General features: G+C 66.5%; 22 protein-coding genes. 9 read left to right on the top strand and 13 right to left on the bottom strand.

Annotation, left to right across the window (positions count from 1 at the left end; all coding sequences use genetic code 11):
* Positions 1-27 precede the first annotated feature (27 nt).
* Positions 28-849 (bottom strand): DUF2306 domain-containing protein, encoded by an 822-nt coding sequence (locus ACQY80_RS05105; protein WP_428684276.1) that lies wholly within the window; start codon positions 847-849, stop codon positions 28-30.
* Positions 850-1011: 162 nt separating this feature from the next.
* Here ACQY80_RS05105 and ACQY80_RS05100 point away from each other — a divergent pair, with 162 nt between their 5' ends.
* Genes ACQY80_RS05100 through ACQY80_RS05090 form a run of 3 tightly spaced genes read left to right on the top strand, consistent with a single transcriptional unit; the run spans position 1012 to position 3268 of the window.
* Complete coding sequence (locus ACQY80_RS05100; protein ID WP_428684274.1) at positions 1012-1482, top strand: DUF1203 domain-containing protein; 471 nt, start codon at positions 1012-1014, stop codon at positions 1480-1482.
* The gene (ada, locus tag ACQY80_RS05095) at positions 1479-2513 is read left to right on the top strand and encodes a bifunctional DNA-binding transcriptional regulator/O6-methylguanine-DNA methyltransferase Ada (protein WP_428684272.1); all 1035 of its coding nucleotides are present in this window, start codon (positions 1479-1481) and stop codon (positions 2511-2513) included. The genes ACQY80_RS05100 and ada overlap by 4 nt, the downstream gene beginning before the upstream one ends.
* Positions 2510-3268, top strand: a complete 759-nt coding sequence (locus ACQY80_RS05090) for an isocitrate lyase/PEP mutase family protein (protein ID WP_428684270.1) — start codon at positions 2510-2512, stop codon at positions 3266-3268. Before ada ends, ACQY80_RS05090 begins: the two co-directional genes overlap by 4 nt.
* Before the next feature lie 3 nt (positions 3269-3271).
* Here ACQY80_RS05090 and ACQY80_RS05085 read toward each other — a convergent pair whose 3' ends face one another.
* The 4 genes from ACQY80_RS05085 to ACQY80_RS05070 all read right to left on the bottom strand — a co-directional run bounded on the left by ACQY80_RS05085 (position 3272) and on the right by ACQY80_RS05070 (position 10491).
* Complete coding sequence (locus ACQY80_RS05085) at positions 3272-4807, bottom strand: hypothetical protein (RefSeq protein WP_428684268.1); 1536 nt, start codon at positions 4805-4807, stop codon at positions 3272-3274.
* Positions 4808-4878: 71 nt separating this feature from the next.
* Positions 4879-7047: a primosomal protein N' gene (locus ACQY80_RS05080; protein WP_428684266.1), complete on the bottom strand. Its 2169-nt coding sequence runs from the start codon at positions 7045-7047 to the stop codon at positions 4879-4881.
* Positions 7048-7189: 142 nt separating this feature from the next.
* Positions 7190-8275, bottom strand: a complete 1086-nt coding sequence (locus tag ACQY80_RS05075) for a PepSY-associated TM helix domain-containing protein (protein ID WP_428685755.1) — start codon at positions 8273-8275, stop codon at positions 7190-7192.
* 5 nt (positions 8276-8280) lie between these two features.
* Positions 8281-10491 carry a TonB-dependent receptor gene (locus tag ACQY80_RS05070; protein WP_428684264.1) on the bottom strand — a complete coding sequence of 737 codons (2211 nt, stop codon included), beginning with the start codon at positions 10489-10491 and terminating at the stop codon, positions 8281-8283.
* Positions 10492-10625: 134 nt separating this feature from the next.
* Between ACQY80_RS05070 and ACQY80_RS05065 the strand changes: the two genes are divergently transcribed.
* Positions 10626-12947, top strand: coding sequence for a patatin-like protein (locus tag ACQY80_RS05065; RefSeq protein ID WP_428684262.1), 2322 nt, complete (start codon positions 10626-10628; stop codon positions 12945-12947).
* 112 nt (positions 12948-13059) lie between these two features.
* On the opposite strand, the gene dnaJ is transcribed toward ACQY80_RS05065, so the two are convergent.
* Together dnaJ and dnaK are read right to left on the bottom strand one after the other, a co-directional pair.
* Complete coding sequence (gene dnaJ / locus ACQY80_RS05060) at positions 13060-14190, bottom strand: molecular chaperone DnaJ (RefSeq protein ID WP_428684260.1); 1131 nt, start codon at positions 14188-14190, stop codon at positions 13060-13062.
* Between the two features lie 58 nt (positions 14191-14248).
* A complete protein-coding gene (dnaK, locus tag ACQY80_RS05055) occupies positions 14249-16156 on the bottom strand; it encodes a molecular chaperone DnaK (RefSeq protein WP_428684258.1) in 1908 nt (635 codons plus the stop codon).
* A gap of 154 nt (positions 16157-16310) precedes the next feature.
* Here dnaK and ACQY80_RS05050 point away from each other — a divergent pair, with 154 nt between their 5' ends.
* From ACQY80_RS05050 to ACQY80_RS05030, 5 genes are read left to right on the top strand one after another with little or no spacing between them, the layout of a single operon-like run.
* Positions 16311-16865 carry a copper chaperone PCu(A)C gene (locus ACQY80_RS05050; RefSeq protein WP_428684256.1) on the top strand — a complete coding sequence of 185 codons (555 nt, stop codon included), beginning with the start codon at positions 16311-16313 and terminating at the stop codon, positions 16863-16865.
* A gap of 6 nt (positions 16866-16871) precedes the next feature.
* Positions 16872-17369 (top strand): vgr related protein, encoded by a 498-nt coding sequence (locus ACQY80_RS05045; protein ID WP_428684255.1) that lies wholly within the window; start codon positions 16872-16874, stop codon positions 17367-17369.
* Positions 17366-17938, top strand: a complete 573-nt coding sequence (locus tag ACQY80_RS05040; RefSeq protein WP_428684253.1) for a hypothetical protein — start codon at positions 17366-17368, stop codon at positions 17936-17938. The genes ACQY80_RS05045 and ACQY80_RS05040 overlap by 4 nt, the downstream gene beginning before the upstream one ends.
* 24 nt (positions 17939-17962) lie before the next feature.
* Positions 17963-18406, top strand: a complete 444-nt coding sequence (locus ACQY80_RS05035; protein WP_428684251.1) for a PH domain-containing protein — start codon at positions 17963-17965, stop codon at positions 18404-18406.
* Positions 18407-18456: 50 nt separating this feature from the next.
* The gene (locus ACQY80_RS05030; RefSeq protein ID WP_428684249.1) at positions 18457-19797 is read left to right on the top strand and encodes a DNA recombination protein RmuC; all 1341 of its coding nucleotides are present in this window, start codon (positions 18457-18459) and stop codon (positions 19795-19797) included.
* Here the strand turns inward: ACQY80_RS05030 and ACQY80_RS05025 are convergent.
* From ACQY80_RS05025 to ACQY80_RS05000, 6 genes are all read right to left on the bottom strand, one after another.
* A complete protein-coding gene (locus tag ACQY80_RS05025) occupies positions 19794-20507 on the bottom strand; it encodes an META domain-containing protein (RefSeq protein WP_428684247.1) in 714 nt (237 codons plus the stop codon). The two genes, ACQY80_RS05030 and ACQY80_RS05025, sit on opposite strands and share 4 nt — an antisense overlap.
* A gap of 75 nt (positions 20508-20582) precedes the next feature.
* A complete protein-coding gene (locus ACQY80_RS05020) occupies positions 20583-21395 on the bottom strand; it encodes a TrmH family RNA methyltransferase (protein WP_428684245.1) in 813 nt (270 codons plus the stop codon).
* A 4-nt stretch (positions 21396-21399) separates the two neighbouring features.
* The gene (locus ACQY80_RS05015) at positions 21400-21678 is read right to left on the bottom strand and encodes an HPr family phosphocarrier protein (RefSeq protein WP_077145441.1); all 279 of its coding nucleotides are present in this window, start codon (positions 21676-21678) and stop codon (positions 21400-21402) included.
* Entirely contained in the window at positions 21675-22079 is a 405-nt protein-coding gene (locus ACQY80_RS05010) for a PTS sugar transporter subunit IIA (RefSeq protein ID WP_058816415.1), read from the bottom strand. The genes ACQY80_RS05015 and ACQY80_RS05010 overlap by 4 nt, the downstream gene beginning before the upstream one ends.
* A 38-nt stretch (positions 22080-22117) precedes the next feature.
* On the bottom strand, positions 22118-23059 hold the full coding sequence (gene rapZ, locus ACQY80_RS05005; protein ID WP_428684243.1) for an RNase adapter RapZ: 942 nt from the start codon (positions 23057-23059) through the stop codon (positions 22118-22120).
* Positions 23056-23502 carry an HPr kinase/phosphorylase gene (locus tag ACQY80_RS05000; RefSeq protein WP_428684241.1) on the bottom strand — a complete coding sequence of 149 codons (447 nt, stop codon included), beginning with the start codon at positions 23500-23502 and terminating at the stop codon, positions 23056-23058. Before ACQY80_RS05000 ends, rapZ begins: the two co-directional genes overlap by 4 nt.
* Positions 23503-23543: the final 41 nt, after the last annotated feature.

Below are 23543 nucleotides of genomic sequence, written 5' to 3'. Positions count from 1 at the left end.
CCGCTGGGCCCGCGAAGGCAAGCGAAGCTAGATATATGGACCCCACATCATCATCCACGCCCCGGCGCTGCCCGCGAGGATGACGAGGGCGCTGACCGCGAGCAGCGCCGCGACGCCTTTTTTCGCGGCGGGTGTTCCATGCGCTCCGGCGCGCAGATAGAGTTCGGTCACGGCAAGTGGCAGCAGCGAATTGGCGAAGGCGAGGAACAGGTCGAAGGGGCCGTCCATCGTCTTGCCGATCCCGGCACCGCCGGTAGCGATCCCCCACGCCATATAGCCGACGCGCATGAACCACACCGCGCTTGCGACCGCAAAGAGGCGGAGCGCCCAGCGGCGATGTTCGACGAAGCGGCGCGCGCGGGCGCTGCGATAGGCCATTACGGCGAAGGCGAGGATCAGGAACGCGTCGAGGCTGATCCCGACCGCGCCGGTCAGGTTGAGCCAGGTGCCGCGGCCCCACGTCAGCCACAGCCCGCCGAGTGCGAGCATCAGCGCGCTGGCCAGATAAAGCCGGCCGTTCCAGCGGTGGGCCGCGGGCCACCGGCTTCGGACCCGGGGCAAAAGCTGGACCAGCCCGCCGAAGGTGATGACGGCCGCCATCAGCACATGGACGGCGAAGAACAGATTGCCGCCGGCATCGCCCGCGACGAAGCCCTTGATCAGCGGCTTGCTGTTCCACGCGGCGAAATCACCCGAGAGCGACGAGGGATAATAGAAGAGCAGGATGAAGGCAGTGAAGAGCAGCTGCCCGGCCGCGATCGAAAGGTAGCAGAAGGTCGCCGCGCGTCCGAGCCAGTCGGCGCCGCGCGCGGGCCGAGATGGTGCGAAGGATGCGTCGATGGTCGCCATGGCCTGCTCCCCGATGTTGCCGCGAATGTGCCGCAACATATATGGTGAGTCAATGTTATAATACAGCAATACAGTTGGCGCTAAACTTTGAACGCAAGCATCGGGACGCGGGCCTGCGCCGGGTGTGGCAGTCATGGGTCATCGAAAGAGAAAGGATGAGACATGACCTACAGGATCCGGGGCCTCGACCCCGAACCCTTCGCCGGATTGTTCGATCTGGATGACGACGCGCTGGCCGCGATCAATGCGCGCCGCGTCACCGCGACCGCCGACCATGGCTTCCCGTGCCGGATCAGTCTGGAGAATGCTCGCGCCGGAGAAGATCTGATTCTGCTCCACCACACCAGCCACGATGTCGCGACGCCCTATCGCAGCGCCTATGCCATCTTCGTCCGGCGGGATGTGCCGGCCGCGAGCTATCGCGATGCGACGCCTTCGGTGTTCGACGACCGGGTCATCGCGATGCGCGCATTCGACGCCGATGGGTTGCTGCAGGACACAAGGCTGGCGGGGGCGGGCGAGAGCGACGGCGCGATCCGTGACCTGTTCGCCGACGACCGCATTGCCTATATCGACGCGCACAACGCCGCTGCCGGCTGTTTCGCCGCGCGGATCGAAAGGGATGCAGCATGAGCAGCGACCTGATGACCGACGACGATCGCTGGGCGGCGGTGCTGCGCCGCGACCGCGCGCTTGACGGGCGCTTCGTCACCGGCGTGCTCACGACCGGCATCTATTGCCGGCCGAGCTGCGCCGCGCGGCATCCGCTTCGCGACAATATCCGCTTCTTCGCCGACGGTGCGGCGGCGCGCGAAACGGGGCTCCGCCCCTGCAAGCGCTGCCTGCCCGACGATGTCGCGCGCGACGAGGGGGCCGTGCTTGCCGCGATTCAGGCGATCAAGGCGAGCGAGGAACCGCTCGCGCTCGCCGACCTCGCCGCGCGCACCGGCTATTCGCCGACGCATTTCCAGCGCGTATTCACCCGCCACGCGGGCCTCTCGCCCGCGGCCTATGCCCGTGCCCTCCGCGAAGAGCGCGCGCGGCAGGCGCTGAGCGAGGGCAACCGGGTGACCGACGCGATTTACGACGCGGGCTTTTCAGGGCCGTCGCGCTTCTACGAGAATATGGAGGGACGCATGGGTATGACGGCTTCGGCGTGGGTGAACGGCGGCAAGGGCGCGACGATCCATTGGGGTGTCGTGCCGACCAGTCTTGGCGAGATGTTGGTCGCGGCCACAGAGAAAGGCGTGTGCCGCCTGAGCTTCGACGAGGGGCGCGAGGCGCTCGAGGAGCGCTTCCCCGCGGCCGAGCTGGTCGAGGGCGGCGAGGCGTTTTCGGCGCTGCTGACGCAGGTCATCGAGGCGGTAGAGGCCCCGGTGAGCGGCTTCGACCATATCCCGATCGACGTGAAGGGCACCGCCTTCCAGGAAGCCGTATGGCGCGAACTGCGCAAGATTCCGGCGGGCGAGACGCGCAGCTATTCGGACATCGCCGCCGCGGTCGGCAAGCCCAAGGCGGTGCGCGCGGCGGGGAGCGCGAACGGTGCGAATAACGTGGCGGTGTTGATCCCGTGCCACCGCGTGGTACGCAGTGACGGATCGCTCGGTGGCTATGCCTATGGCCTGCCGATCAAGCGCGAGCTTCTGAAAAGGGAAAGCAAATGACTGACAAAGTGGCCCGGTTCCGCGCGCTCCATGTGCCGGGCGATCCGCTGATCCTCGTCAACATCTGGGATGCGGGGAGCGCGAAAGCGGTCGCGGCGGCGGGCGCGAAGGCAATCGCGACGGGCAGCTATGGCGTCGCGGGCGCGCAGGGCCGCAATGACGGCGAGGATTTCCCGCTCGAGGATGTGTTCGAGAATCTCGGCCGCATCCTGTCGGTCACCGACCTGCCGGTCACGATCGACATGGAATCGGGCTATGGCGCCGATCCGGCTGCGGTCGGGGTTTCGGTCGGCCGCGCGAAAGACGCTGGCGCGGCGGGGATCAACATGGAGGACCGGCTGCCGGGGCAGAATGCGCAGCTTGCGATTGCCGAAGCGGTCGCCCGCTATCGCGCTGCCGCCGATACCGGCATCTTCGTCAATGCGCGCTGCGACAGCTTTCGCGGTCAGAATGCGGCGCAGGATGGCGATGCGCTCGTCGCCGCGACGCTCGAACGCGCGCGCGCCTACGCCGATGCGGGGGCCGGGTCGCTGTTCGTGCCTTTCCTGCTCGATCCGAAGTGCATCGGCGCGATCTGCGAAGGATCGCCGCTTCCGGTCAATATCCTGCGCGGCAAGGACGGTCCGACGCACAAGGAGCTCGCAGGCCTGGGCGTCGCGCGGATCAGCCATGGCCACCAGCCCTGGGCGGCGGCGATGGCGTGGCTCACCGGGCAGGCGCAGCAGGTGCTCGGCGGCGCCGAACCCGATTATTAAGCTCTAGTCGGTGCCTTCGGCGGCGGCATCCTTGCTGCCGCCGGCGCCTCGGTCGCGGAGCTTTTCGAGCTGTGCCAGCATCACTTCGCCACGGCCATTGTCGTGCGGGTCGAAGGCGACGGTCTTGGCGAGCCGCAGCGCCGGTTCGAAATCGCCCAGATTGGCGAGCGCGAACGCGTAAGAGACGCGGATCTCGATATTCTCGGGCGTCAGCGAAAAGGCGCGTTCCAGCCCCTGGATCGCGATGTCGGGCGGGCGCTTGCCCTGCATCGTGAAGCTCTCGAAATAGGCGTAGAGCGGCACGGCGTCGTTCGGGTCGGTGCGGTTGGCAAGCGTGATCGGCTTCCGCGCCGCGCCCCACGCGGAGGGATCGTCCGAGCCTTTGTCATAGAGCTCATAGACGTTGAGTCGGCCGAGCAGCACGTTCGCGCGCACATGGTCGGGCTTCGCCGCGAGCACCTTGCCGAGTGCGATGCGGATCGCAGCGAGGTCACGATCTTCGTCGATCTCCCACTCGGCGGCAGCGAGCTCGAACTGCACGTCGGGGTTGGCGGGCAGCTTCGCCGCCAGCGCGCGCAGGGCGTCGCGCGCCTTGACCATCCGCGCCTTGTCGCCGCGTGCGTTCATCCGCTCGAGCCGCAGCAGGATCACCGCATCCTCGTCGGCCGACAGCGGCGTGATCGTGATGTTCGCCGACACCGGCACCGGATCCCGCGTCGTGCGGTAAGACAGCCTGCCTTCGATGTAGCGGTTGAGGTCCTTGTCGAGCACGGCAAGGTCGCCGAAGGCGTCGGTCGCCGCCTTTTTCGGCTCGGTCCCGGCGTTGATCGCATTGACATAGGTGCCGAGCTGGTTCGGCCGGGCGGGGTTATGAAACAGCATGTGCGTCAGGATCCACGCGCGGCCGTAATAGACGTCGGTCTGGCCATTAGTACGCATCGCACTCGGCGGTTCCATGATGACGCGCTCGACCGGAATCTTCGGCTGCATCAGCAGGCCATAGGCACGGCGATAGACCGGCTGGCCGATCATCGCGTGACCCTGTTTGTCGAAATCGACGGTCGAATAATATTCGGCGAAGCCTTCGATGAACCAGCCGGGAAAGGCGGCGCGCAGATGCCGCTTCATAAAATGGTGGCTATATTCGTGGAACAGGACTTGCTGCGAGGCCGAGGTGCCCTTGCCGAGATTGTCATTTTCGCGGTTCGACATCGCGAAGGCGCCGTCGCGGTCCTGACGATAGAAGCCGCCGATCGGCGACTTGCGCGATCCCGTCGCCAGTTCGGCGACATCCTCGCTCGCGGGGAGCAGATAGATCGGCAGCTTGCTGTCCTCGCCCTCGGTCTCGACCTTGAAGACGAGGCGGAGCGTCGAGTCGAAGCGCTGCAGATTCTGTGCGAACTCGCGCAGCGCCTTTTCATTGCTCTCGCTATAGATGATGAAGCTGTCGGTATCGGCGCGCAGCCATTTCGCCTCGGCGGGGACGGTCGTCGCCGCCAGCGCCCAAACCGTCACCACACCCCAAACGGCTCTTTTCATGTCTGCGCCCCCGCCCCAACAATCGCCGCGATGCTGCCATCGCGCCGGAGGCGAGTAAAGCCCTCGCTTCTTTACACAAAGCTGTAGGGGTCGATGTCGATCGCCAGCCGCGCCTTCGAGGGCCAGTCGATGCGGCAGACCCACTCGCGGATTGCGCCTTGCAGATCGAAGCTGCGCGGCGCGTGGAGCAGCAGGCGGAAGCGATGGCGGCCGCGGAGCATCGCGAGCGGGGCGGGGGCCGGGCCATAGACGGCGAGGCCCTCGGCGACCGGTGCCTTTTCGCCGAGGCGCTTTGCCACCCCGCGCGCGACCTCGATATCCTCCGACGAGATCACCAGCGCGGCGAAGCGGCCGTAGGGAGGGGCGCCGGCAAATTTCCGCGCTGCCGCCTCGGCGGCGTAGAAGCCGTCGCGGTCGTTGGCGACGAGTGCGGCCATCACGGGCGCATCGGGGACGCGGGTCTGGATCAGCACCTCGCCGGGCTTGACCCCGCGGCCGGCGCGGCCCGCGACCTGCGCGATCTGCTGGAAAGTGCGTTCGGAGGCGCGCAGGTCGCCGCCGTCGAGGCCGAGGTCGGCATCGACCACGCCGACGAGCGTCAGGTTCGGGAAGTGGTAGCCCTTGGTCACGAGCTGCGTGCCGATGATGATGTCGACGAGTCCACCCTCGACCGCATCGACGAATTCGGCCGCCTTCGCGGGTGACCACAAGGTATCCGAGGTGACGATCGCGGTGCGCGCTTCGGGAAACCGTAAGCTCACCTCGTCGGCGACGCGTTCGACCCCCGGGCCGCAGGCAACGAGGCTGTCCTCGCCCTCGCACTCGGGGCAGAGGCGCGGCGGCGGCATCACATGCCCGCAATGATGGCAGGCGAGGCGATGGACGAGCCGGTGCTCGACCATCCACGCGGTGCAGTTCGGGCACTGAATGCGGTGGCCACAGGTGCGGCAGAGCGTCAGCGGCGCGAAGCCGCGGCGGTTGAGGAAGAGCAGGCTTTGCTCACCCTTTGCCAACCGGTCGGCGAGCGCCTCGACGAGCGGCGGTGCGAGCCAGCGTCCGCGGTCGGGCGGATCCTGTCGCATGTCGATCGCGGCAAGGTCGGGCATCGTCGCGCCGCCGTAGCGCGCAGGGAGGACGATGTGGCGGTAGCGGCCAGCCTCGACCTGCGCGAGGCTTTCGAGCGCGGGGGTTGCGCTCGCGAGGATGACCGGCAGCCCCTCGAAATGTCCGCGCATCACCGCGACGTCGCGCGCGTGGTAATGGACGCCGTCCTCCTGCTTGAAGCTCGTCTCATGCGCCTCGTCGACGACGATCACGCCGAGATTGCCATAGGGCAGGAACAGCGCCGAGCGTGCACCGACGACGATCTTCGCCTCACCCGCGGCGATGCTGTGCCAGGCGCGGCGGCGTTCGGTCGAACGGAGGCCCGAGTGCCAGGCGACGGGCTCGCAACCGAAGCGCGCGGCGAAGCGCGTCAGCATCGGCTCGGTCAGTGCGATTTCGGGGAGCAGCACCAGCGCCTGCTTGCCGGCGTCGATCGCCGCGGCGATCGCCTCCATATAGACTTCGGTCTTGCCTGACCCGGTGACGCCGTCGAGCAGCAAGGTCTCGAACTTCGCTGCGTCGACCGCCTCGCGAAGCTGCGCCGCCGCCACGGTTTGCTCGTCGGAGAGGTCAGGAGGCGCAAAGGTCGGGTCAGGCTCCGGGTAGGGTTGGTCGGCCGACACGCTGATTGCTTCGAGCGCGCCGGTCTGGACGAGCCCGCGGATCACCGCCTCGCTGACCTCGGCCATCGCAGCGAGTTCGCGGACGATGCCTTGGCGCGTGCCGATCTTTTCGAGCGCAACCGTGCGCTGCGGCGTCATCCGCGCGGGCAGCTCGCCGGTGGCGCGATATTCGACGATGGGGCGCCGCGCATCGGCAAAGGCCGCGCCGGGCAGCACCATGCGCAGCACCGATCCGGGCGGCGCGAGATAATAGCCGCTCGTCCATTCGACGAGCTTGCGTAAGGGGGCAGGGACCGGCGGCACCGGTACGACCTCGAACAGATTACGCAGGCGATTGTCGCCGACGGGCTCGGGCGCGCCGAAGCTTTCGTCCTCCCACACGACACCGCCCATCCGCCGCGGGCCCAAGGGCACGACGACGACGCTGCCGAGCGGGGCTTCGCTGCCATAGGGCACGCGATAGTCGAGCGGGCCGAGGGCGGCGGTCAAAAGGAGGACGCGGGCGCGGGTCATGAACTGGGCAGGATATAGGGCGGCGGGTAGAATAGGAAAGCGCCGCGGGCGACCTCTCCCGTTCTTTCGTCACCCCGGACTTGATCCGGGGTCCACGGTGTCAGCGCAGCGGTGGATCCCGGATCAAGTCCGGGATGACGGGTTAGATGGATGCCAATGCCGCTTTCTTTAAGGGGCGCTTCGCGGGCTTCGGCCGCCGGAACCAGAAGGTCCACACCGCGAAGCTGCCGAGCATCGTCATCGCGAGCCCCGAGATCGTGAGCAGGATGCGCCAGGTCAAGCCGCCGACCTTCGACGCGTGGATCGGGAACGCCATGTTGAACGCCTGCGCCCCGCTCGGCAGCGCGAGCGCATCGCGCGCCGCGAGGACTTCGCCCGTCGCGGCGTCGAAGGCGATGCTCGTGCGGCCGTTGGGGAGCCATTCGCTGGGCTGTTTCATCCGCAGGCTGATCGGGTCGCCGGGCCCCCGCGGCAGGCTGAGGATGCGGAACTCGGCGTCGGGGAAGCGGCGGCGCGCTTCGGCGAGCATCGCGGTGTAATCGGGCTTATCGGCGAGCGGCCCGCCCTTGAATTTCGGCGGATCGAGCGCCTTTGCGGTTTCGGCCATCGGGCCGAACGGCGCGACGACGCCGAGCGCGAACGGCCGGAAGATCATCATCGTACCCGTGACGACCGAGATCAGCAGCAGCGGCGCGGCGATAATGCCGATGTCGCGATGGTGCCAGACGATCGACGGGCGGCTCATCCGTTTCGGCCACAGGCGAAGCTGGAAGGTCTTGCGCGTGCGCCACCACAGGATCGCGCCGGTGATCACGAAGAAGATGCCGGCAAGGCCCGCGATGCCGATCACCCATTCGCCGCTGTCGCCGGCGAAGAGATGATGGTGGAAATCGAAGATCCAGATCTCGGGCCGTTCCCACTGGCTCGCCCAGCGGGTGACGATCTCGCCCGACTGGCTGGCATAGGCGCCAGCCTCCTTGCCGAACCGGAGTTGCAGCAGACCGAAGCGCTCGTCGGCATAGATGATGCCCTGTGCGCCGGGCGTGGCCATTAGCTTTTCGGTGGTCGCGGCAACCGTCGGCAGGTCGCCGCGCAGCGGATCGCCGGTGCCCGGCAATCCGATCCACAGATGTTCATAGAGGAGGATCGTGCCCGACAGGCCCATGAGCGCGAGCACGAGGCCGATCAGGCCTCCCGTCCAGCGGTGCAGCGTGTCGAGGAGCTTCATCATGTCTAGAACCGGTAATCCCACCCCAGCATGAAGGTCCGGCCGCGTCCCGCGAAATAGGCGAGATTGTCGGTCGGCAGCCGCGTGTCGCTCGAATAGTCGATATAGAATTTATCGAACAGGTTCTGCACGCTGAAGCTGAGGCCGCCGAAGCCGGTCTGGTAACGGATGCTGGCGTCGGTGACGTTATAGCCACCGAAATTGTTGCGCTGGTCGGGGTTCGCCTTGCCGTGGAAGGTGCGGTCGAGGAAGAATTGCGTCTGGATCAGCGCCGACAGCGTGCCCTTGTTGTACGACGCGTTCAGATTCAGGCGGTCGGGCGAGATGTTGGTGCCGTCGAGGTCGGTATCGACGATCCCGTCGGGGTTCGCGCTATCGCTGTCGTATTTGCCCTTCAGATGCGCGTAGCCGACGCCGAGCTTGAGCCCGTCGATCGGCATCGCGACGCGCAGGGTGACCTCGATCCCCTCGATCTCGACCCGCTGGCGCTGGACGTCGAAGATGCGGTCGGGACGCGCGATCAGCAGCTGGCCCTTGTCGCTCGACGACCAGAAATAGGTCGCGGTCGCGTCGAGTGGGCCGCGTTTGAGCTCGACACCGATCTCGCGGTTGTTCGAGACGACGGGCGAGATGTCGAGGAAGCTGTCGATGTCGACGCCCGCAGTGCTCACCGCCCGCGTGATGCGGCCGATGTCGGGGACGGTGAAGCCCTCGGCATAGCTGGCATAGGCGCGGATGCCGTCCCACGGCTCGACGATCACGCCGCCGTTGATCAGCAGGTCCTTGAACGTCGGCTTGCCGCCCGCGACATCGACGCCGCCATAGGTTGACGGGCCGCAGTTCGTCGTCACGGTCGCCGAACAGGCGCGGAAGGTCGTCGAGGCGAGCGTGTGATAATCGTCGATCCTGATCTTCACATTCTCCCAGCGCACCCCGCCGGCGACGCGAACGAGGCCGCCCATCAGCTTGAGGTTCGCCTGCCCGAAGGGCGCGAGGCTGCGGAAATCGCTCGGCGGTACCCAGACGCGCCCGGTCGCGATCAAAGCCTGTTCGGTCTTGTCGAACAGCGCGTCGAAACCGATCGTCAGCGTCAGGGCCTCGAAGCCCGGGACTGCGCGCTCGTAACTGAATTTGCCGCCGAGCTTGCGGCTGCGGTTCTGCGACTGGTCGAACAGCGTTCCGACCGGCGCGAGCGCGGGATCCTGGAAGGTCGCCTGCGTCGCGACCTCGCCGCCAAAGGTGTCGCGGCTGCGGTTGAAGAAGATCTGGCTCACGAAATTGCCGCCGCCAAGGTCGGTGTCGGTCAGCGACAGAGCGACGCTTTCGGTGCGGTTCTGCGCCGATTCGCCTGGCGGGATGCCGCGCACCGCGCTGGTCGGAACGCCGGTCAGACGGTTGCCCGCAAGCGCGATATAGTCGCCATCGCCCTTGAGTTCGAAGCGGCTGGCGATCAGGTCGAGCCGCGCGGTCGGCGACAGCTCATAGCCGAGACGCGCGAAGAGCGAGAGTGTCTTCGAATCCTGCGTTTCGCCCTGCGTCAGGTTGAGCCCGACGCGGCGACCTTCGCCATCGTAGAAGGCGCCGCGCTTTTCGAACGCCGCACCAACCGTCGCGTCGAAGCGGCCGGCCTTGTACTGGATCAATCCGGCGATCTTGCCGCCGAGACCGTCCTTGCTGAAGCCGTCATCGGCGGTGCCCTGCAGCAGGACGCGGCCGCCGATCCCCTCTTCCTTCGGCGCACCGACAGTGACCTGATTGACGATGCCGCCGGTGCCGCCGATCCCCTGCAGCGCGTTCGAGCCGTAGATCAGCTCGACGCGGTCGACGAAAAAGCCGTCGATCGTGAAGCCGTCACGGCTGCCGTCGCGCATCGGGGTCGACTGCGGAATGCCGTTGATCGCATAGAGCGGCGAGCGCCCGCGCAGCGTCTCGCCCGCGCCCGACAGCTTCTGGCGAGTCGGCGAGAAGCTGGGGGTCAATGTCGCGACCGCGTCGGTGACCGAACCCGCGATCGCGAGTTGCTGGTCAAGCGCATCCTTGCCGATGATGTCGATCGTCAGCGGCAGCGCGTTCGGCGGCAGGATCGTGCGCGCGGCGGTGACGACGATGCTGTCGTCCTGCGCGGCGGCGTCATCGGCAGGCGCATTATCCTGCGCGAAGGCCGGGAAGGGAAGCGTGCTGGAGAGCAGCGCGGCGGCGATCCATTTGCGATTCATGATCGCTCCTGTTTTCGGAGCTGCCGCTAATGCGATCGATTCGCAAATGCAAGAGAAGAAGCCGGATGCATGTCGATAAGCCGGCGGCCGTGTAATATTCGCCACAATCGTCAAAGCGCGCTATCAGGCGCGCGATGCGCGAGAAGGAACTACGCTTCGCCCTGATCTGCTACGGCGGGATCAGCCTTGCCGTTTACATGCACGGCATCACGAAAGAGGTCTGGCGGCTTGCCGCGGCGTCGCGTGCCTTTCACGAAGGATCGCCGCAGACCGGATCGGGGCGCATCTATGGCGAGCTGCTCGCGGCGCTTGCCGACAAGGGCGGGGTCAAGCTGCGCGTGCTGGCCGACATTATCGCCGGTGCCAGCGCGGGGGGGATCAACGGCATCTTTCTGGCGCGGGCAATCGCGAGCGGTCAGTCGCTCGATCCGCTGACCGAGCTGTGGCTGAAGGACGCCGACGTCGACTATCTGCTCGATCCCGACGCGCGGCCGCTGTCGGCGGCAACCAAATTCTGGGCGGTGCCGATCGCCGGCTGGATGATGAAGAAGCGCGGCAACGTTATCGACCGCACCGTCGGCGAAGGCGCACAGGACGAGGTGCGCGCCAAGCTGTCGCGGCTGGTGCGCGCGCGCTGGTTCGAGCCGCCTTTCGGGGGCGAGACTTTTTCGGGGCTGCTGCTCGACGCCTTCGACGCGATGGACAAGGGTCCGGTCGGACCCGCGCTGGTCCCTGCGGGGCAGCCGGTCGACCTGTTCGTTTCCGTCACCGACTATGCGGGGCACCAGACGTTCCTGTCGCTCAACAGCCCGCCGCGCGTGACCGAGGAGGAGCATCGGCTGATCCTGCGCTTCCGGCAGGACGTGCGCGCGGGCAGGGGGCTGGGAGACGTCCCGTCGCTCGCCGCGGCGGCGCGCGCCACCGCAAGCTTTCCGGGTGCCTTCCCGCCCTTCACGCTCCGCGAACTCGACCGCGTGCTCGGCAAGCGCGGGATCGACTGGCCGCAGCGCGACGCCTTCATCCGCGCGCAGTTGCCCGCGGGGGGTGAGGGCGATCCGGCCGATCGCGTGCTGATCGACGGCTCGGTGCTGGCGAACGCCCCCTTCCGCCCCGCGATCGCGGCGCTCAAGCAGCGCCCGGCGCGGCGCGAGATCGACCGGCGCTTCGTCTATATCGACCCCAAGCCTGACTTCCGCTCGATCAGCTTCGGCAAGCCGGGGGAGGCGGGTGCAAATGGGGCGGCGGAAGGCGAGGAGGCGAAGCTGCCGGGCTTCCTGTCGACGATCCTCGGCGCGCTCTCGGAAATTCCGCGCGAGCAGCCGATCCGCGAGAGTGTCGAGGCGATCGAGGGCATGTCGCGCCGTATCCGCCGCATGCAGCATATCGTCGATGCGATGAAGGTCGAGGTCGAGGAACAGGTCGCCGCCCTGTTCGGCACGACCTTCTTTCTCGACACGCCGACGCCCGCGCGATTGCAGAAATGGCGCGCGAAGGCGCAGGACCAGGCTTCGGCGCGCGCGGGTTTTTCCTATGCGCCCTATGGCCATTTGAAGCTGTCTTCGGTGGTCGAGGAACTGGTCGGCGCGATCGACCGGCTGGCGCCGCCCGAGGGCGACATCCACCGCCGCAACCGCCGCGACGCGCTGTGGACCGAGATCCGGTCGCGCGGGCTCGACCGGCTGTCCGGCAAGCGGGGCATGGGAGCGAGCGACGATGCGGTAGTCTTTTTCCGCATCCATGACATCGGCTTCCGCATCCGCCGCCTCCGTTTCCTCGCGCGCGAGCTCGACCGGGTGGTCGAGGCGAAGCGCGATGCGCGCGATCCGGCGTGCGATGCGATGCGCGACGCCATCTATGATGCGCTCGGCCTGTATCTGGAGCGCGAGGGCGACGACTGGCTGGCGGACATCGATGTGCCCGCCGACGCCGATCCGGCGGCATGGATCGACGCGATCGGCGAACGCCGCGATCTGATCGGCGCCGATGCGGGCGCCGACGCGCGGGTTGCCGAGGGTCTTGCGCAGCTACCGAAGGACGACCGGCGGACGCTGCTTCTCGCCTATCTCGGCTATCCCTTTTACGACATCGCGACGCTGCCGCTGCTGCAGGGCGAGGGGTTCGACGAGTTCGACCCGATCAAGGTCGACCGCATCTCGCCGTCGGACGCGACCGCAATCCGCACCGGCGGCGCGTCGGCAATGCTGAAGGGGATCGAATTCAACAGCTTTGGCGCCTTCTTCAGCCGCGCGTACCGCGAGAACGACTATCTGTGGGGGCGGCTCCACGGCGCCGACCGGCTGATCGATATCGTCGCGAGCAGCGTCGCAGGCACGCTGACGGCCGAGGAACTGGCGGCAATCAAGCGACAGGCGTTCCACGCGATCCTCGACGAGGAAGAGGGCCGGTTGCCGAAAGTGAAGGCGCTGATCGCGGAGCTGAGGATGGAGATCGCTTAAACCCCATCATTGCGAGCGAAGCGAGGCAATCTCCAGCCATCGGCTTTGCAGGACGATAGCTGGAGATTGCTTCGTCGCTCCGCTCCTCGCAATGACGAGGAATGCCCGGAGATTACTCCGTCAGATCGTCCCACATTTCCTTGATGCGGCCGAAAAAGCCTTGGCTTGCGGGGCATTCGTCGCCGGTCTCGGTCTCGCGGAATGCCTGCAGCAATTCCTTCTGCTTGGCGCTGAGCCTGGTCGGCGTCTCGACGTCGATCTGGACGACAAGGTCGCCGGTGCCGCGGCCGTTGAGCACCGGCATGCCGGCGCCGCGCTGGCGGAGCTGCTTGCCCGACTGGATGCCCGCGGGAATGGCGATGTCGTGCTTCTTGCCGTCGAGGCCGGGGATCGAGATTGACCCGCCGAGCGCCGCGGTTGTGAAGCTGATTGGCGCGCGCGTGAACAGCGTCGTGCCCTCGCGCTCGAACACCTTGTGCCGCGCCATGTGGAGGAAGATATAGAGGTCGCCCGGCGCCGCGCCGCGCGCGCCGCTTTCGCCCTCGCCCGACAGGCGGATGCGCGTGCCTTCGTCGACCCCGGCGGGGATATTGACGGTCAGCGTCTTGCGCCGGTCGACGCGGCCTTCGCCATGGCATGAATTGCAGGGGTCGGCGATCACTTCGCCCGCGCCCTGACAGGTCGGACAGGTGCGCTCGACCATGAAAAAGCCCTGCTGCGCGCGCACCTTGCCATGGCCGGCACAGGTCGAGCAGCGGTTGGTCTGGGTGCCGGGCTTCGCGCCCGAACCGTCGCACGTATCGCAGCGTGCAGCGACGTCGACCTGAATCTCGCGCGTGATGCCGGCGAAGGCATCCTCGAGCTTGATTTCCATGTCGTAGCGCAGGTCGGCACCGCGCGCGGGGCCGCGCTGCTGGCGGCCGCCGCCGCCGAACGCCGACCCGAAGATCGATTCGAAAATATCGCCGATGTCGCCGAAATCGCCATTGCCGCCGCCGCCGAAGCCGCCCGCGCCATTGACGCCGTCCTTGCCGAAGCGATCGTATGCGGCGCGCTTCTGCGGATCCTTCAGGCAGTCATAGGCTTCGCTGATCGCCTTGAACCGCGCCTCGCTGTCACCGCATCCCGGATTCTTGTCGGGATGGTACTTCATCGCGAGCTTGCGATAGCTCGCCTTCAGCGTCGCGTCGTCGGCGGTCCGCTCGACTTCCAGCAGTTCATAATAATCGATGTCGAGCGACATTCTTCAAAGCCCCCTCAACCCCGCCGTGCCCGAAAGCGCGGCGGGGAGAGTTTCTGTCTTACTTCTTGTCGTCTTCGACTTCCGAGAATTCGGCATCGACGACATCTTCGTCGGCCTTGGTCTCGCCGGCTTCGTCGGCGCTGGGGGACGCCGCGGCCTGCTGTTCCTTCTCGTAGATCGCCTGACCCAGCTTCATTGCAACCTGCGCGAGCGCCTGCGACTTTTCGGTCATCGCCGCCGGATCGCCGCCTTCGACCGCGGTCTTGGCTTCGGCAACCGCCGCTTCGATCTCGCTCTTGAGGCCCGGGTCGACCTTGTCGCCATGCTCTTCGAGCTGGCGTTCGGTCGTGTGGATCAGGCTTTCGGCGTTGTTCTTCGCCTCGGCCGCCTCGCGGCGCTTCTTGTCCTCTTCGGCGAACTGCTCGGCGTCCTTGACCATCTGGTCGATGTCCGCGTCGCTGAGGCCGCCCGAGGCCTGGATCTTGATCTGCTGTTCCTTGCCGGTGCCCTTGTCCTTGGCGTGGACCGACACGATGCCGTTGGCGTCGATGTCGAAGGTCACCTCGATCTGCGGCACGCCGCGCGGCGCCGGCGGGATGCCGACGAGGTCGAACTGGCCCAGCGCCTTGTTGTCGGCGGCCATCTCGCGCTCGCCCTGGAACACGCGAATCGTCACTGCCGACTGGTTGTCGTCGGCGGTCGAATAGACCTGCGACTTCTTGGTCGGGATCGTGGTGTTGCGGTCGATCATGCGCGTGAACACGCCGCCCAGCGTCTCGATGCCAAGGCTCAGCGGGGTCACGTCGAGCAGCAGCACGTCCTTGACGTCACCCTGCAGAACGCCAGCCTGGATCGCGGCGCCGATCGCCACGACTTCGTCGGGGTTCACGCCGGTGTGCGGTTCCTTGCCGAAGAAATCCTTCACGACTTCGCGGACGCGCGGCATGCGCGTCATGCCGCCGACGAGCACGACTTCATCGATCTCGCTCGCCGAGATGCCGGCGTCCTTGATCGCCTTCTTGCAGGGCTCAAGCGTGCGCTTCACCAGCTCTTCGACCAGCTTTTCGAGGTCGGCGCGGGTGATCGTCTTCACAAGATGCTTCGGCCCGTTGGCGTCGGCGGTGATGAAGGGCAGATTGACCTCGGTCGTCGCGGCCGACGACAGCTCGATCTTCGCCTTTTCGGCAGCTTCCTTCAGGCGCTGGAGCGCCAGCTTGTCGCCGCGCAGGTCGATGCCTTCGTCCTTCTTGAAGCCGTCGGCCAGATATTCGACGATCTTGCTGTCGAAGTCCTCGCCGCCGAGGAAAGTGTCGCCGTTGGTCGACTTCACCTCGAACACGCCGTCACCGACTTCGAGGATCGAGATGTCGAAGGTGCCGCCGCCAAGGTCATAGACCGCGATCGTCTTGTTCTCGGTCTTGTCGAGGCCATAGGCCAGTGCGGCCGCGGTCGGTTCGTTGATGATGCGCAGCACTTCGAGGCCCGCGATCTTGCCGGCGTCCTTGGTCGCCTGACGCTGGGCGTCGTTGAAGTAAGCCGGAACGGTGATGACCGCCTGCTCGACCTTTTCGCCCAGATAGGCTTCGGCAGTTTCCTTCATCTTCTGAAGGATATAGGCCGAAATCTGCGACGGCGAATAATCCTCGCCGCCCGCCTTGACCCACGCGTCGCCGGTCGGGCCCTTGACGATGTTATAGGGGACGAGCTCCATGTCCTTCTTGGTCATGGGATCGTCGAAGCGGCGGCCGATCAGGCGCTTCACCGCGAAGATGGTGTTTTCGGGATTGGTGACCGCCTGGCGCTTTGCCGGCTGGCCGATCAGGCGCTCGCCGTCCTTCGCAAAGGCGACGATCGACGGCGTTGTGCGCGTGCCTTCGACATTTTCGATAACCTTGGGCTTGCCGCCTTCCATCACCGCGACACAGCTGTTCGTGGTGCCGAGGTCGATCCCGATCACTTTGGCCATTGGTAATACGTCCTTGTTGCTTCTTCGGCGCCCTGAAAAGGCACGCCGTCCATGGGTTTCGTTGGGGGCGATATAGGTGCGCTTTGCCTTGGCACAAGGGTTTTGACCGCGTATCGGGAACAGGAAAATTGACGCATTTCGGGAGTCCTCCACTATGAAGCCCTTCGCACGCCGCACCCTGATCGGGACCGCCCTTGCCGCCACCGCGCTGACGCTGACCGGATGCGGCGAGAATCTGGGCGCCGGGCCGCAGCTCAATGTCGTCAGCGGCTATATCCAGATGGGTGCGACCCCCGATGCTCCGGCAGCCGGCTATTTCACTGTCACCGGCGGTCCGAAGGACGTTCAGCTGATGGCGGTGACCGCCGATCTGGCGCAGCGTGTCGAGATGCACGAGAGCGTCCGGGAAAATGGCGTCGTGACAATGAAGCCGCTGGCGAGCGCCGCGGTGCCCGCCAAGGGCAAGCTGGAATTCAAGCCCGGCGGCAAGCATCTGATGATCTGGGGCATCAACGGCGCCGCGGTGCGCGCGGGCAAGCTGCCGATGGCGTTCGTCTTCACCAACAACAACAATGAACGCATCCTGTTCGACCTGCCGATCAAGCCCTCGGCCGCGGCGGGCGCCGACGGCGGCATGGCGATGGACCATGGCTCGATGGACCATGGCGCGACGGGCACGGACAAGGCAGCGGACGCCGCGAAGAAATAAGCCCGGGTGCCGCGTCCTTCGCGACCTTTGACGAACGGCGAGATCGCGCTCGCCCGCAGCGTGTTCGGCGATGCGGTCGACTATGCGCGCGTGCGGGTGCGGCATTATAAATGGATCTTCTTCCAGCCACGCCGGATCGTGATGGCGCCGATGGGCGACCTGCATTTCCATCCGAAGGGCGGCGTTTACTGCGACGATTTCTCGTGTCCCGCGGGCGGGCACGAGGCCGAGCTGAAGGCCAAGGGGCTGTTCCTGCACGAAATGACGCATGTCTGGCAGGCGCAGCAACGCGGGCGCTGGTATCTGGTGCTGATGCGCCATCCCTTCGCGACCTATGATTACAGTCTGAAACCCGGCTGGCCGCTCCATCGCTACGGCCTCGAACAGCAGGCCGAGATCGTGCGGCATTACTGGTTGCTGACGCAGGGCGTGACGGTCGGCGGGGCGGCGGGTTTCGAGGCGTATCGCGCCATTTTACCCCCCGAATGGGACGCCGCACCGTGAAAGATTTCGAGTTCGTCTTTGCACTTTACAGCCTGCTGCTCGGCCTTTCGATGGTCGAGCTGCTGAGCGGGCTCGGCCGCGCGCTCGAAACGCGCTTCGCGGCCGACGACGACCGCAAGCGGTTCACGATCGGCTGGCTCACTCCGTTGCTCGCGATCTTCGTGATGCTCGACCTTCTGTCCTTCTGGTCGGCGGCCTGGACGGTGCGCGCGGACATCGCGGTATCGAGCACCACGCTGATGGCGGTCGCGGCGTTCGCGAGCCTGTACTTTCTCGCCGCACGACTCGTCTTTCCCTCGCACCCCGAGGGATTCGCCGATCTCGACGTCCATTATTTCCGCGTCCGCCGCGCGGTGCTGGGGCTGCTGCTGGTGCTGCTCGCCGCGCAGCTCGGCTATTATCTGTCGCAGCCGGATATTGCGCCCAACCTGACGCACCCGCCCGCGCTGGGCCTGACGCTGGTCCTCGTCGCGCTGATGGTCGCGGCGATGTGGGTGAAGGACCGGCGCTGGAGCATCGCGATCCTCGCCGCGCTGGTCGCGCGCTATGTCGTGATCTATTTGCTGTAAGCCCGCCACGCGAAGGAGATGCCGATGCCCGAAATTCTCGACCGCTTCCGTTCCTCGACCTGGGGCTGGCTGCGCGGCACGCTCGTCGGCTGGCTGACCCTGCTGCTTTGTCTCGTCGGGGTCGGTTTCCTGATCATCCTCGTCCAGTGGATCCGCAATCTCGACACGACCTATGAGCTGACCGAAGACCGGCTGATCCTGCGCAAGGGCATCTTCGTCAAAAGCGTCGACGAGATCGAACTCTATCGCGTGAAGGACGTCCGCATGGATTTCACGCTCATCAACCAGTGGGCGGGTATCGGGACGATCAGCATCGATTCGTCCGACGAGACGACGCGTGGTGGCGCGCTCGTGATGCCGCATATCGACCGCGCGGCCGATCGGCGCGAGGAACTCCGCCGTCTGGTCGACGCGGCGCGGCAGAAGCGCCGCGTGCGCGAACTCGACGTCGCGAGCGATCTCCTCTGACGGGATTTTACCGCTAGCCAGGGGGGCGGTGTTCGATCTATGTTCCGCGCATGGATATTGCCGCACTCGCCATTGCTTTCGTCGCCCTCTTTCTCGGGGGGCTGATCGGCTGGCTGCTGGCCGGGCGGCAGGCGGGAGCGCTCAAGGCCGAGCGCGACGGACTGACCGAGCGGTTCCGCACCGCGGTGACCGACCTTGCCGCCGAGGCAGAGGCGCGCAAGGCGGCCGACCTGAAACTCGCCGCGCTGCTTGCCGAACAGCGCGCGCGCGACGAAGCGCAGGAGGCGCAGATCGCGCAGCTCAAGGATGCGCAGGCGGCGCTGACCGCGCAGTTTCGCGAAGTCGGGCAGGCGATGCTCGGCGAGGCGCAGAAGGCATTCCTCGAACGCGCCGACGCGCGCTTTCGTCAGAGCGAGGAGAGTGCGGGGCAGAATCTGAAGGCACTGCTCAATCCGGTCCACGACCGGTTGCAGAAATATGAGGAAGCGGTCGGCAAGGTCGAGGCCGAGCGCCAGAACGCGTTCGGCCTGCTCCACGGCCAGATCGCCGCGATGCGTGAGGGGACCGAGCGCGTCTCGAGCGAGGCGGCGAAGCTGGTCAACGCGCTGCGCAATGCGCCGAAAGCGCGCGGCCGCTGGGGCGAGCAGCAACTGCGCAACGTCCTCGAAAGCTGCGGGCTTTCCGAACATGCCGATTTCCAGACCGAGGTCAGCGTCGCCGATGGCGAAGGCGGACGGCTGCGACCCGACGTTGTCGTCAAGGTGCCCGGCGGCCAGAACCTGATTATCGACGCGAAGGTGTCGCTCAACGCCTATCAGGACGCCTTCGGTGCGGTGGACGAGAGCGAGAAGGCGATGCACCTCGCGGCGCATGCCGCCGCGATGAAGGCACATGTCAATCTGCTCGGCGCCAAATCCTATTGGAACCAGTTCGACGACACGCCCGATTTCGTCGTGATGTTCGTGCCGGGCGAGCATTTCCTTGCCGCCGCGCTCGACCAGGATGCCGAGCTCTGGGATTACGCGTTCGAGCGCAAGGTGCTGCTCGCGACCCCGACCAACCTGATCGCGATCGCGCGCACCGTCGCGGCCGTCTGGCGGCAGGAAAAGCTCGCGGGGCAGGCGCGCGAGATCGCGGCGCTCGGCAAGGAGCTTTATGCGCGCATGTCGGTGATGGGGTCGCATATCGCGAAGGTTGGCAAAAATCTCGATCAGGCGACCGGCGCCTACAACGCCTTCGTCGGCAGCTTCGAATCGCAGGTGCTGACGCAGGCGAAACGCTTCGAGGCGCTCGACGTCGAGACCGGCGACCGCGAGATTCCTGCGCTTCCCGTCGCCGAGCAGGCCGCGCGCCCGCTGGCGAAGCTGTCAGGCGGCGGCGCGAACGACTAGATCACCCGCCTCAGCACGGCCGTCTGACCGTCGACGCCGCTGATCTCCATCGTCCCGTCGGTCGGAAAGCCGATGCGGACCGGGCCCGCCATCAGCTTGAAGAAGGCCTGTTCCTGCGTCATCCCCGCACCGGGGCATGCCATTTCGGTCGCCATCAGCGGGCCGGCGGTCAGCGTCCGGCTGTCGGCGGTATAGGAGCCCGAGAAGCGATTGCAGCCCGCGCTGCCGCTGAGCCGCGCGCCGTCGAACGCCAGCGAGGTCGGGCGGCCGGCGGCGACCGGCACGCCGCCGATCGACACGAATATCCAGTTCGATCCCGCGAGCGTGTCGGGCGGCAAGATGGCGCCGCCGCAGCCGGTCAGCGTCTTGCCGTCGGCAATGACGCGCACCGTGTCGGCGTAACGCCGGTCGCTCATCCCGTCGCTGCATGTGGCGTGCTTGATCACGACCGAAAGGCGGCCACCGGCATAGGTCCTGCCGTTCATCGAGGGCGTCGCGCCGGGATTCGCCACCACGATCTTCGTCTCGCCATAGTCGCCGGCGTAATTCAGCCGTTCGGGCGTGATCTCGAGCGTCCAGCCGGGCTCGGTCCCGATCGCCATATAGACGGGTTCGCGCGGGGCGGGCGGTTGCAGGCTTTCCGCAGCGGGCGCGCAACCCGCCGCTGCGAGCGCCGACAGGCCCAAAGGAAAAAGCGGCAGCCTGGCCATTGCATGGCTCCTTTCATCGGACGCCGATACTAGCATGACGCTGGCCGAAGGCCGAACCGAAAGCGTGCGCCGGGCTCAGCTTCGCCGCTGGTTCAGCACCTCATAGGCCATCACCGCGGCTGCGACCGCGGCGTTGAGGCTGTCGGCCTTGCCCATCATCGGCATTTTCACCCGCACGTCCGCCTCGGCGGCATAGCCCGCGGGCATCCCCTGCGACTCGTTGCCGATCAGAATGAAGGTCGGCGCGGCATAGCGGACCGCCTGATAATCCTGCGTATCGTCGCCAAGCCATGTCGCGACGAGTTCGCCGGGGCCGCTGCGGAGCCAGGGCAGGAAGTCTTCCCACCGCGCCTGCACGAGCCTTTGCGTAAAGATCGCGCCCATGCTCGCGCGCACCGCCTCGACCGCATAGGGGTCGGTCGATTCGTCGAGCAGGATCAGTCCGCCGGCGCCGACGGCATCGCCGGTGCGCAGCATTGTGCCGAGATTGCCGGGATCGCGCAGCCGCTCGGCGACCAGCCAGATCGGCGCTGCGTCGCGGTCGAGATCGGCGAGCGCGGTCCTTGGCTCGGGATAGATTGCGACGATCGCCTGCGGATTATCCTTGCCCGACAGCTTCGACAGGATCGCGGGCGTCGTATCGATCACCTCGCCGCCACCCGCCAGCGTCGCATCGACGAGCGCCTTCGCCAGCGGATGCGCCGCGCCCTCTTCGGCAAGGAACAGCCATTGCGGCAATATGCCGGCGTCGCGCGCCTCGGTCGCGATCCGCAGCCCTTCCGCAAGGAACAGGCCCTCGGCTCGCCGGTGCCGCTTCTCGCGCAGCAGGCGCATCCGCTTGACCAGCGGGTTCGACAGGCTTTCGATGGTGGAACGGCGACCGGTCATCCGGTCAATCCTCGCCGAAGCTGTCCTTGACCAGCCCGACCAGCTTCAGCAGTGCCGCATCAGCGCCGTCGCCCTTCGTGTGGATCGTGATGCTGTCGCCCTTCGCGGCGCCGAGCATCATCAGCCCCATGATCGAGGTGCCGTTGACGCGCGATCCGCCCTTTTCGACCTCGACGCTCACGGTCTCGGGCAGGCGGCTGACGAAGGTGACGAACTTGGCGCTGGCGCGTGCGTGCAGCCCGCGCTGGTTGGTGATTTCCACCGTTTCGCTGTTTTCGCTCATGGCCCCACTCCCAGCATCTCCGACGCGACGGAGATATATTTCTGGCCCGCTTCCTTGGCCGCGATCACCGCGGCACGCAGGTCCATTGCCTTGCGGGCGCTTTCCAGCCGGATCAGCATCGGCAGGTTGACCCCCGCAATCACTTCGGTCCGCCCGCTTTCGAGCAGGCTGATCGCCAGATTCGATGGCGTGCCCCCGAACAGGTCGGTCAGCATGATCACGCCGCGGCCCTCGTCGACCTTGCGGATCGCATCAGCGATTTCCTTGCGGCGCATTTCCATATTGTCGTTGGGGCCGATGCACACCGTGGCGATCGCGCGCTGCGGGCCGACGACATGCTCCATCGCGCGGACCATCTCTTCGGCGAGGCGGCCATGGGTGACGAGAACCATTCCCAGCAGCGGCAGAGCTTTATCGACACCCATGAAATCGCAGACCCTTATGCTTTTCCGGCGCCGGCGGGAGATGCAGGCGGGGGCCTGCCCTCAAGCCCATCTTGCGGTGCGGAGTCAAGATTGCGGTGGGTCAGCGTTGGCTCATAACCGGACGCGCGTAGCGTTTGGGCAACACGGCTCGCCACATGGACCGACCGGTGCCGCCCGCCGGTGCAACCAAAGGCAACGGTGACATAGCTCTTGCCCTCGACGCGGTAGCGCGGGAGCAGCGTCAGGATCAGCGTCTCGATCTGCGCGACGCTGTCCTCATAGGCGGGGTCGGCCTTCACATAGGCGGCGACGTCGGCGTCGAGGCCGGTGCCGGGCTTCAGCTTCGGATCCCAGTGTGGATTGCGCAGGTAGCGCATATCGAACACCAGATCGGCGTTGCGTGGCAGGCCGCGCGCGAAGCCGAAGCTCATGACGTTGAGCACCGGCTCATCCTCGCCTGCGTCGCCGAAGCGTTGGCGGATTTCCTGCTGCAGGTCGTTGCTCGAATAGTTGGTCGTGTCGATGACATGCTCGGCCCAGCGGCGGAGCGGTTCCATCAGTTCGCGTTCGCGCGCGATGCCGTCGGCGGCGGGGCGATCCTCCGCCATCGGATGGCGGCGGCGTGTCTCCGAAAAGCGGCGCTCGAGTTCGGCGCCGGCGCAGTCGAGAAACAGCGTCTGGATGTCGCGCCCGCCATCCTCGCGCAATTCCTTGATCCGCTTGACAAGCTGCGCGGGCTGGAAACCGCGGCTGCGGCTGTCGATGCCGACCGCGATCGGGCGGTTCGCCCCGCTATGCTGCGCGGGCGCATCGATCAGCGCCTGCAACAGCGCGAGCGGCAGGTTGTCGACGACCTCCCACCCCAGGTCCTCGAGCACCTTGAGCACGGTCGACTTGCCCGCGCCCGACAGGCCGGTCACCAGAAGAAGGCGTTGCTCGGCGGCGTGGTCGCTCATCGCTCGGGCGCCAGCTGTTCGAGCGCGAGCAGGATCTTGATCGGGGCCGAGGCTTCGAAGGCCGAGAGCAGGAGCGCAGGCAGTGGATGGCCCGCCACCGTTTCGACCTGATTGACCGACGGCATACGGTCGTAACGGTCGGTCAGCCGCACCGCGAGTGCCAGCGGCACCGGTGCGGTCCACGATTTGTCGACGATGCCGATCCCGCGCACTTCCAGCTTGCCCGCCAGAATCTCCGGGGGGCGGCACCACAGCCGCTCACGGTCGTACCAGATGTCGCAGCGGTCGTCGGCGACGAGCCGCGCACCGCGATCGATCAGCCGGAGCGCCAGATCCGATTTGCCCTGACCCGGATTGCCCAGAATCAGCACGCCGCCGCTGCCCGCCGCAACGCAGCTGGCATGGATATTCTGAATCTCGGGCTTGGTCCGGCTCGGAAACATCGCGCAGGCTTACCGGCGATGCTGCGGTGCCGCAAGGCGAC

The organism is Sphingopyxis sp. (genome assembly GCF_965279755.1).
Lineage (GTDB): Bacteria > Pseudomonadota > Alphaproteobacteria > Sphingomonadales > Sphingomonadaceae > Sphingopyxis.
This window is presented reverse-complemented; position numbering and strand designations above follow the sequence as displayed.

What these genes read in the sequence shown, in the direction of transcription:
- ACQY80_RS05105 (WP_428684276.1), bottom strand. Translation starts at nt 849, where the DNA reads ATGGCGACCATCGACGCATCCTTCGCACCATCTCGGCCCGCGCGCGGC.
- ACQY80_RS05100 (WP_428684274.1), top strand. Translation starts at nt 1,012, where the DNA reads ATGACCTACAGGATCCGGGGCCTCGACCCCGAACCCTTCGCCGGATTG.
- ada (WP_428684272.1), top strand. Translation starts at nt 1,479, where the DNA reads ATGAGCAGCGACCTGATGACCGACGACGATCGCTGGGCGGCGGTGCTG.
- ACQY80_RS05090 (WP_428684270.1), top strand. Translation starts at nt 2,510, where the DNA reads ATGACTGACAAAGTGGCCCGGTTCCGCGCGCTCCATGTGCCGGGCGAT.
- ACQY80_RS05085 (WP_428684268.1), bottom strand. Translation starts at nt 4,807, where the DNA reads ATGAAAAGAGCCGTTTGGGGTGTGGTGACGGTTTGGGCGCTGGCGGCG.
- ACQY80_RS05080 (WP_428684266.1), bottom strand. Translation starts at nt 7,047, where the DNA reads ATGACCCGCGCCCGCGTCCTCCTTTTGACCGCCGCCCTCGGCCCGCTC.
- ACQY80_RS05075 (WP_428685755.1), bottom strand. Translation starts at nt 8,275, where the DNA reads ATGAAGCTCCTCGACACGCTGCACCGCTGGACGGGAGGCCTGATCGGC.
- ACQY80_RS05070 (WP_428684264.1), bottom strand. Translation starts at nt 10,491, where the DNA reads ATGAATCGCAAATGGATCGCCGCCGCGCTGCTCTCCAGCACGCTTCCC.
- ACQY80_RS05065 (WP_428684262.1), top strand. Translation starts at nt 10,626, where the DNA reads ATGCGCGAGAAGGAACTACGCTTCGCCCTGATCTGCTACGGCGGGATC.
- dnaJ (WP_428684260.1), bottom strand. Translation starts at nt 14,190, where the DNA reads ATGTCGCTCGACATCGATTATTATGAACTGCTGGAAGTCGAGCGGACC.
- dnaK (WP_428684258.1), bottom strand. Translation starts at nt 16,156, where the DNA reads ATGGCCAAAGTGATCGGGATCGACCTCGGCACCACGAACAGCTGTGTC.
- ACQY80_RS05050 (WP_428684256.1), top strand. Translation starts at nt 16,311, where the DNA reads ATGAAGCCCTTCGCACGCCGCACCCTGATCGGGACCGCCCTTGCCGCC.
- ACQY80_RS05035 (WP_428684251.1), top strand. Translation starts at nt 17,963, where the DNA reads ATGCCCGAAATTCTCGACCGCTTCCGTTCCTCGACCTGGGGCTGGCTG.
- ACQY80_RS05030 (WP_428684249.1), top strand. Translation starts at nt 18,457, where the DNA reads ATGGATATTGCCGCACTCGCCATTGCTTTCGTCGCCCTCTTTCTCGGG.
- ACQY80_RS05025 (WP_428684247.1), bottom strand. Translation starts at nt 20,507, where the DNA reads ATGGCCAGGCTGCCGCTTTTTCCTTTGGGCCTGTCGGCGCTCGCAGCG.
- ACQY80_RS05020 (WP_428684245.1), bottom strand. Translation starts at nt 21,395, where the DNA reads ATGACCGGTCGCCGTTCCACCATCGAAAGCCTGTCGAACCCGCTGGTC.
- ACQY80_RS05015 (WP_077145441.1), bottom strand. Translation starts at nt 21,678, where the DNA reads ATGAGCGAAAACAGCGAAACGGTGGAAATCACCAACCAGCGCGGGCTG.
- rapZ (WP_428684243.1), bottom strand. Translation starts at nt 23,059, where the DNA reads ATGAGCGACCACGCCGCCGAGCAACGCCTTCTTCTGGTGACCGGCCTG.
- ACQY80_RS05000 (WP_428684241.1), bottom strand. Translation starts at nt 23,502, where the DNA reads ATGTTTCCGAGCCGGACCAAGCCCGAGATTCAGAATATCCATGCCAGC.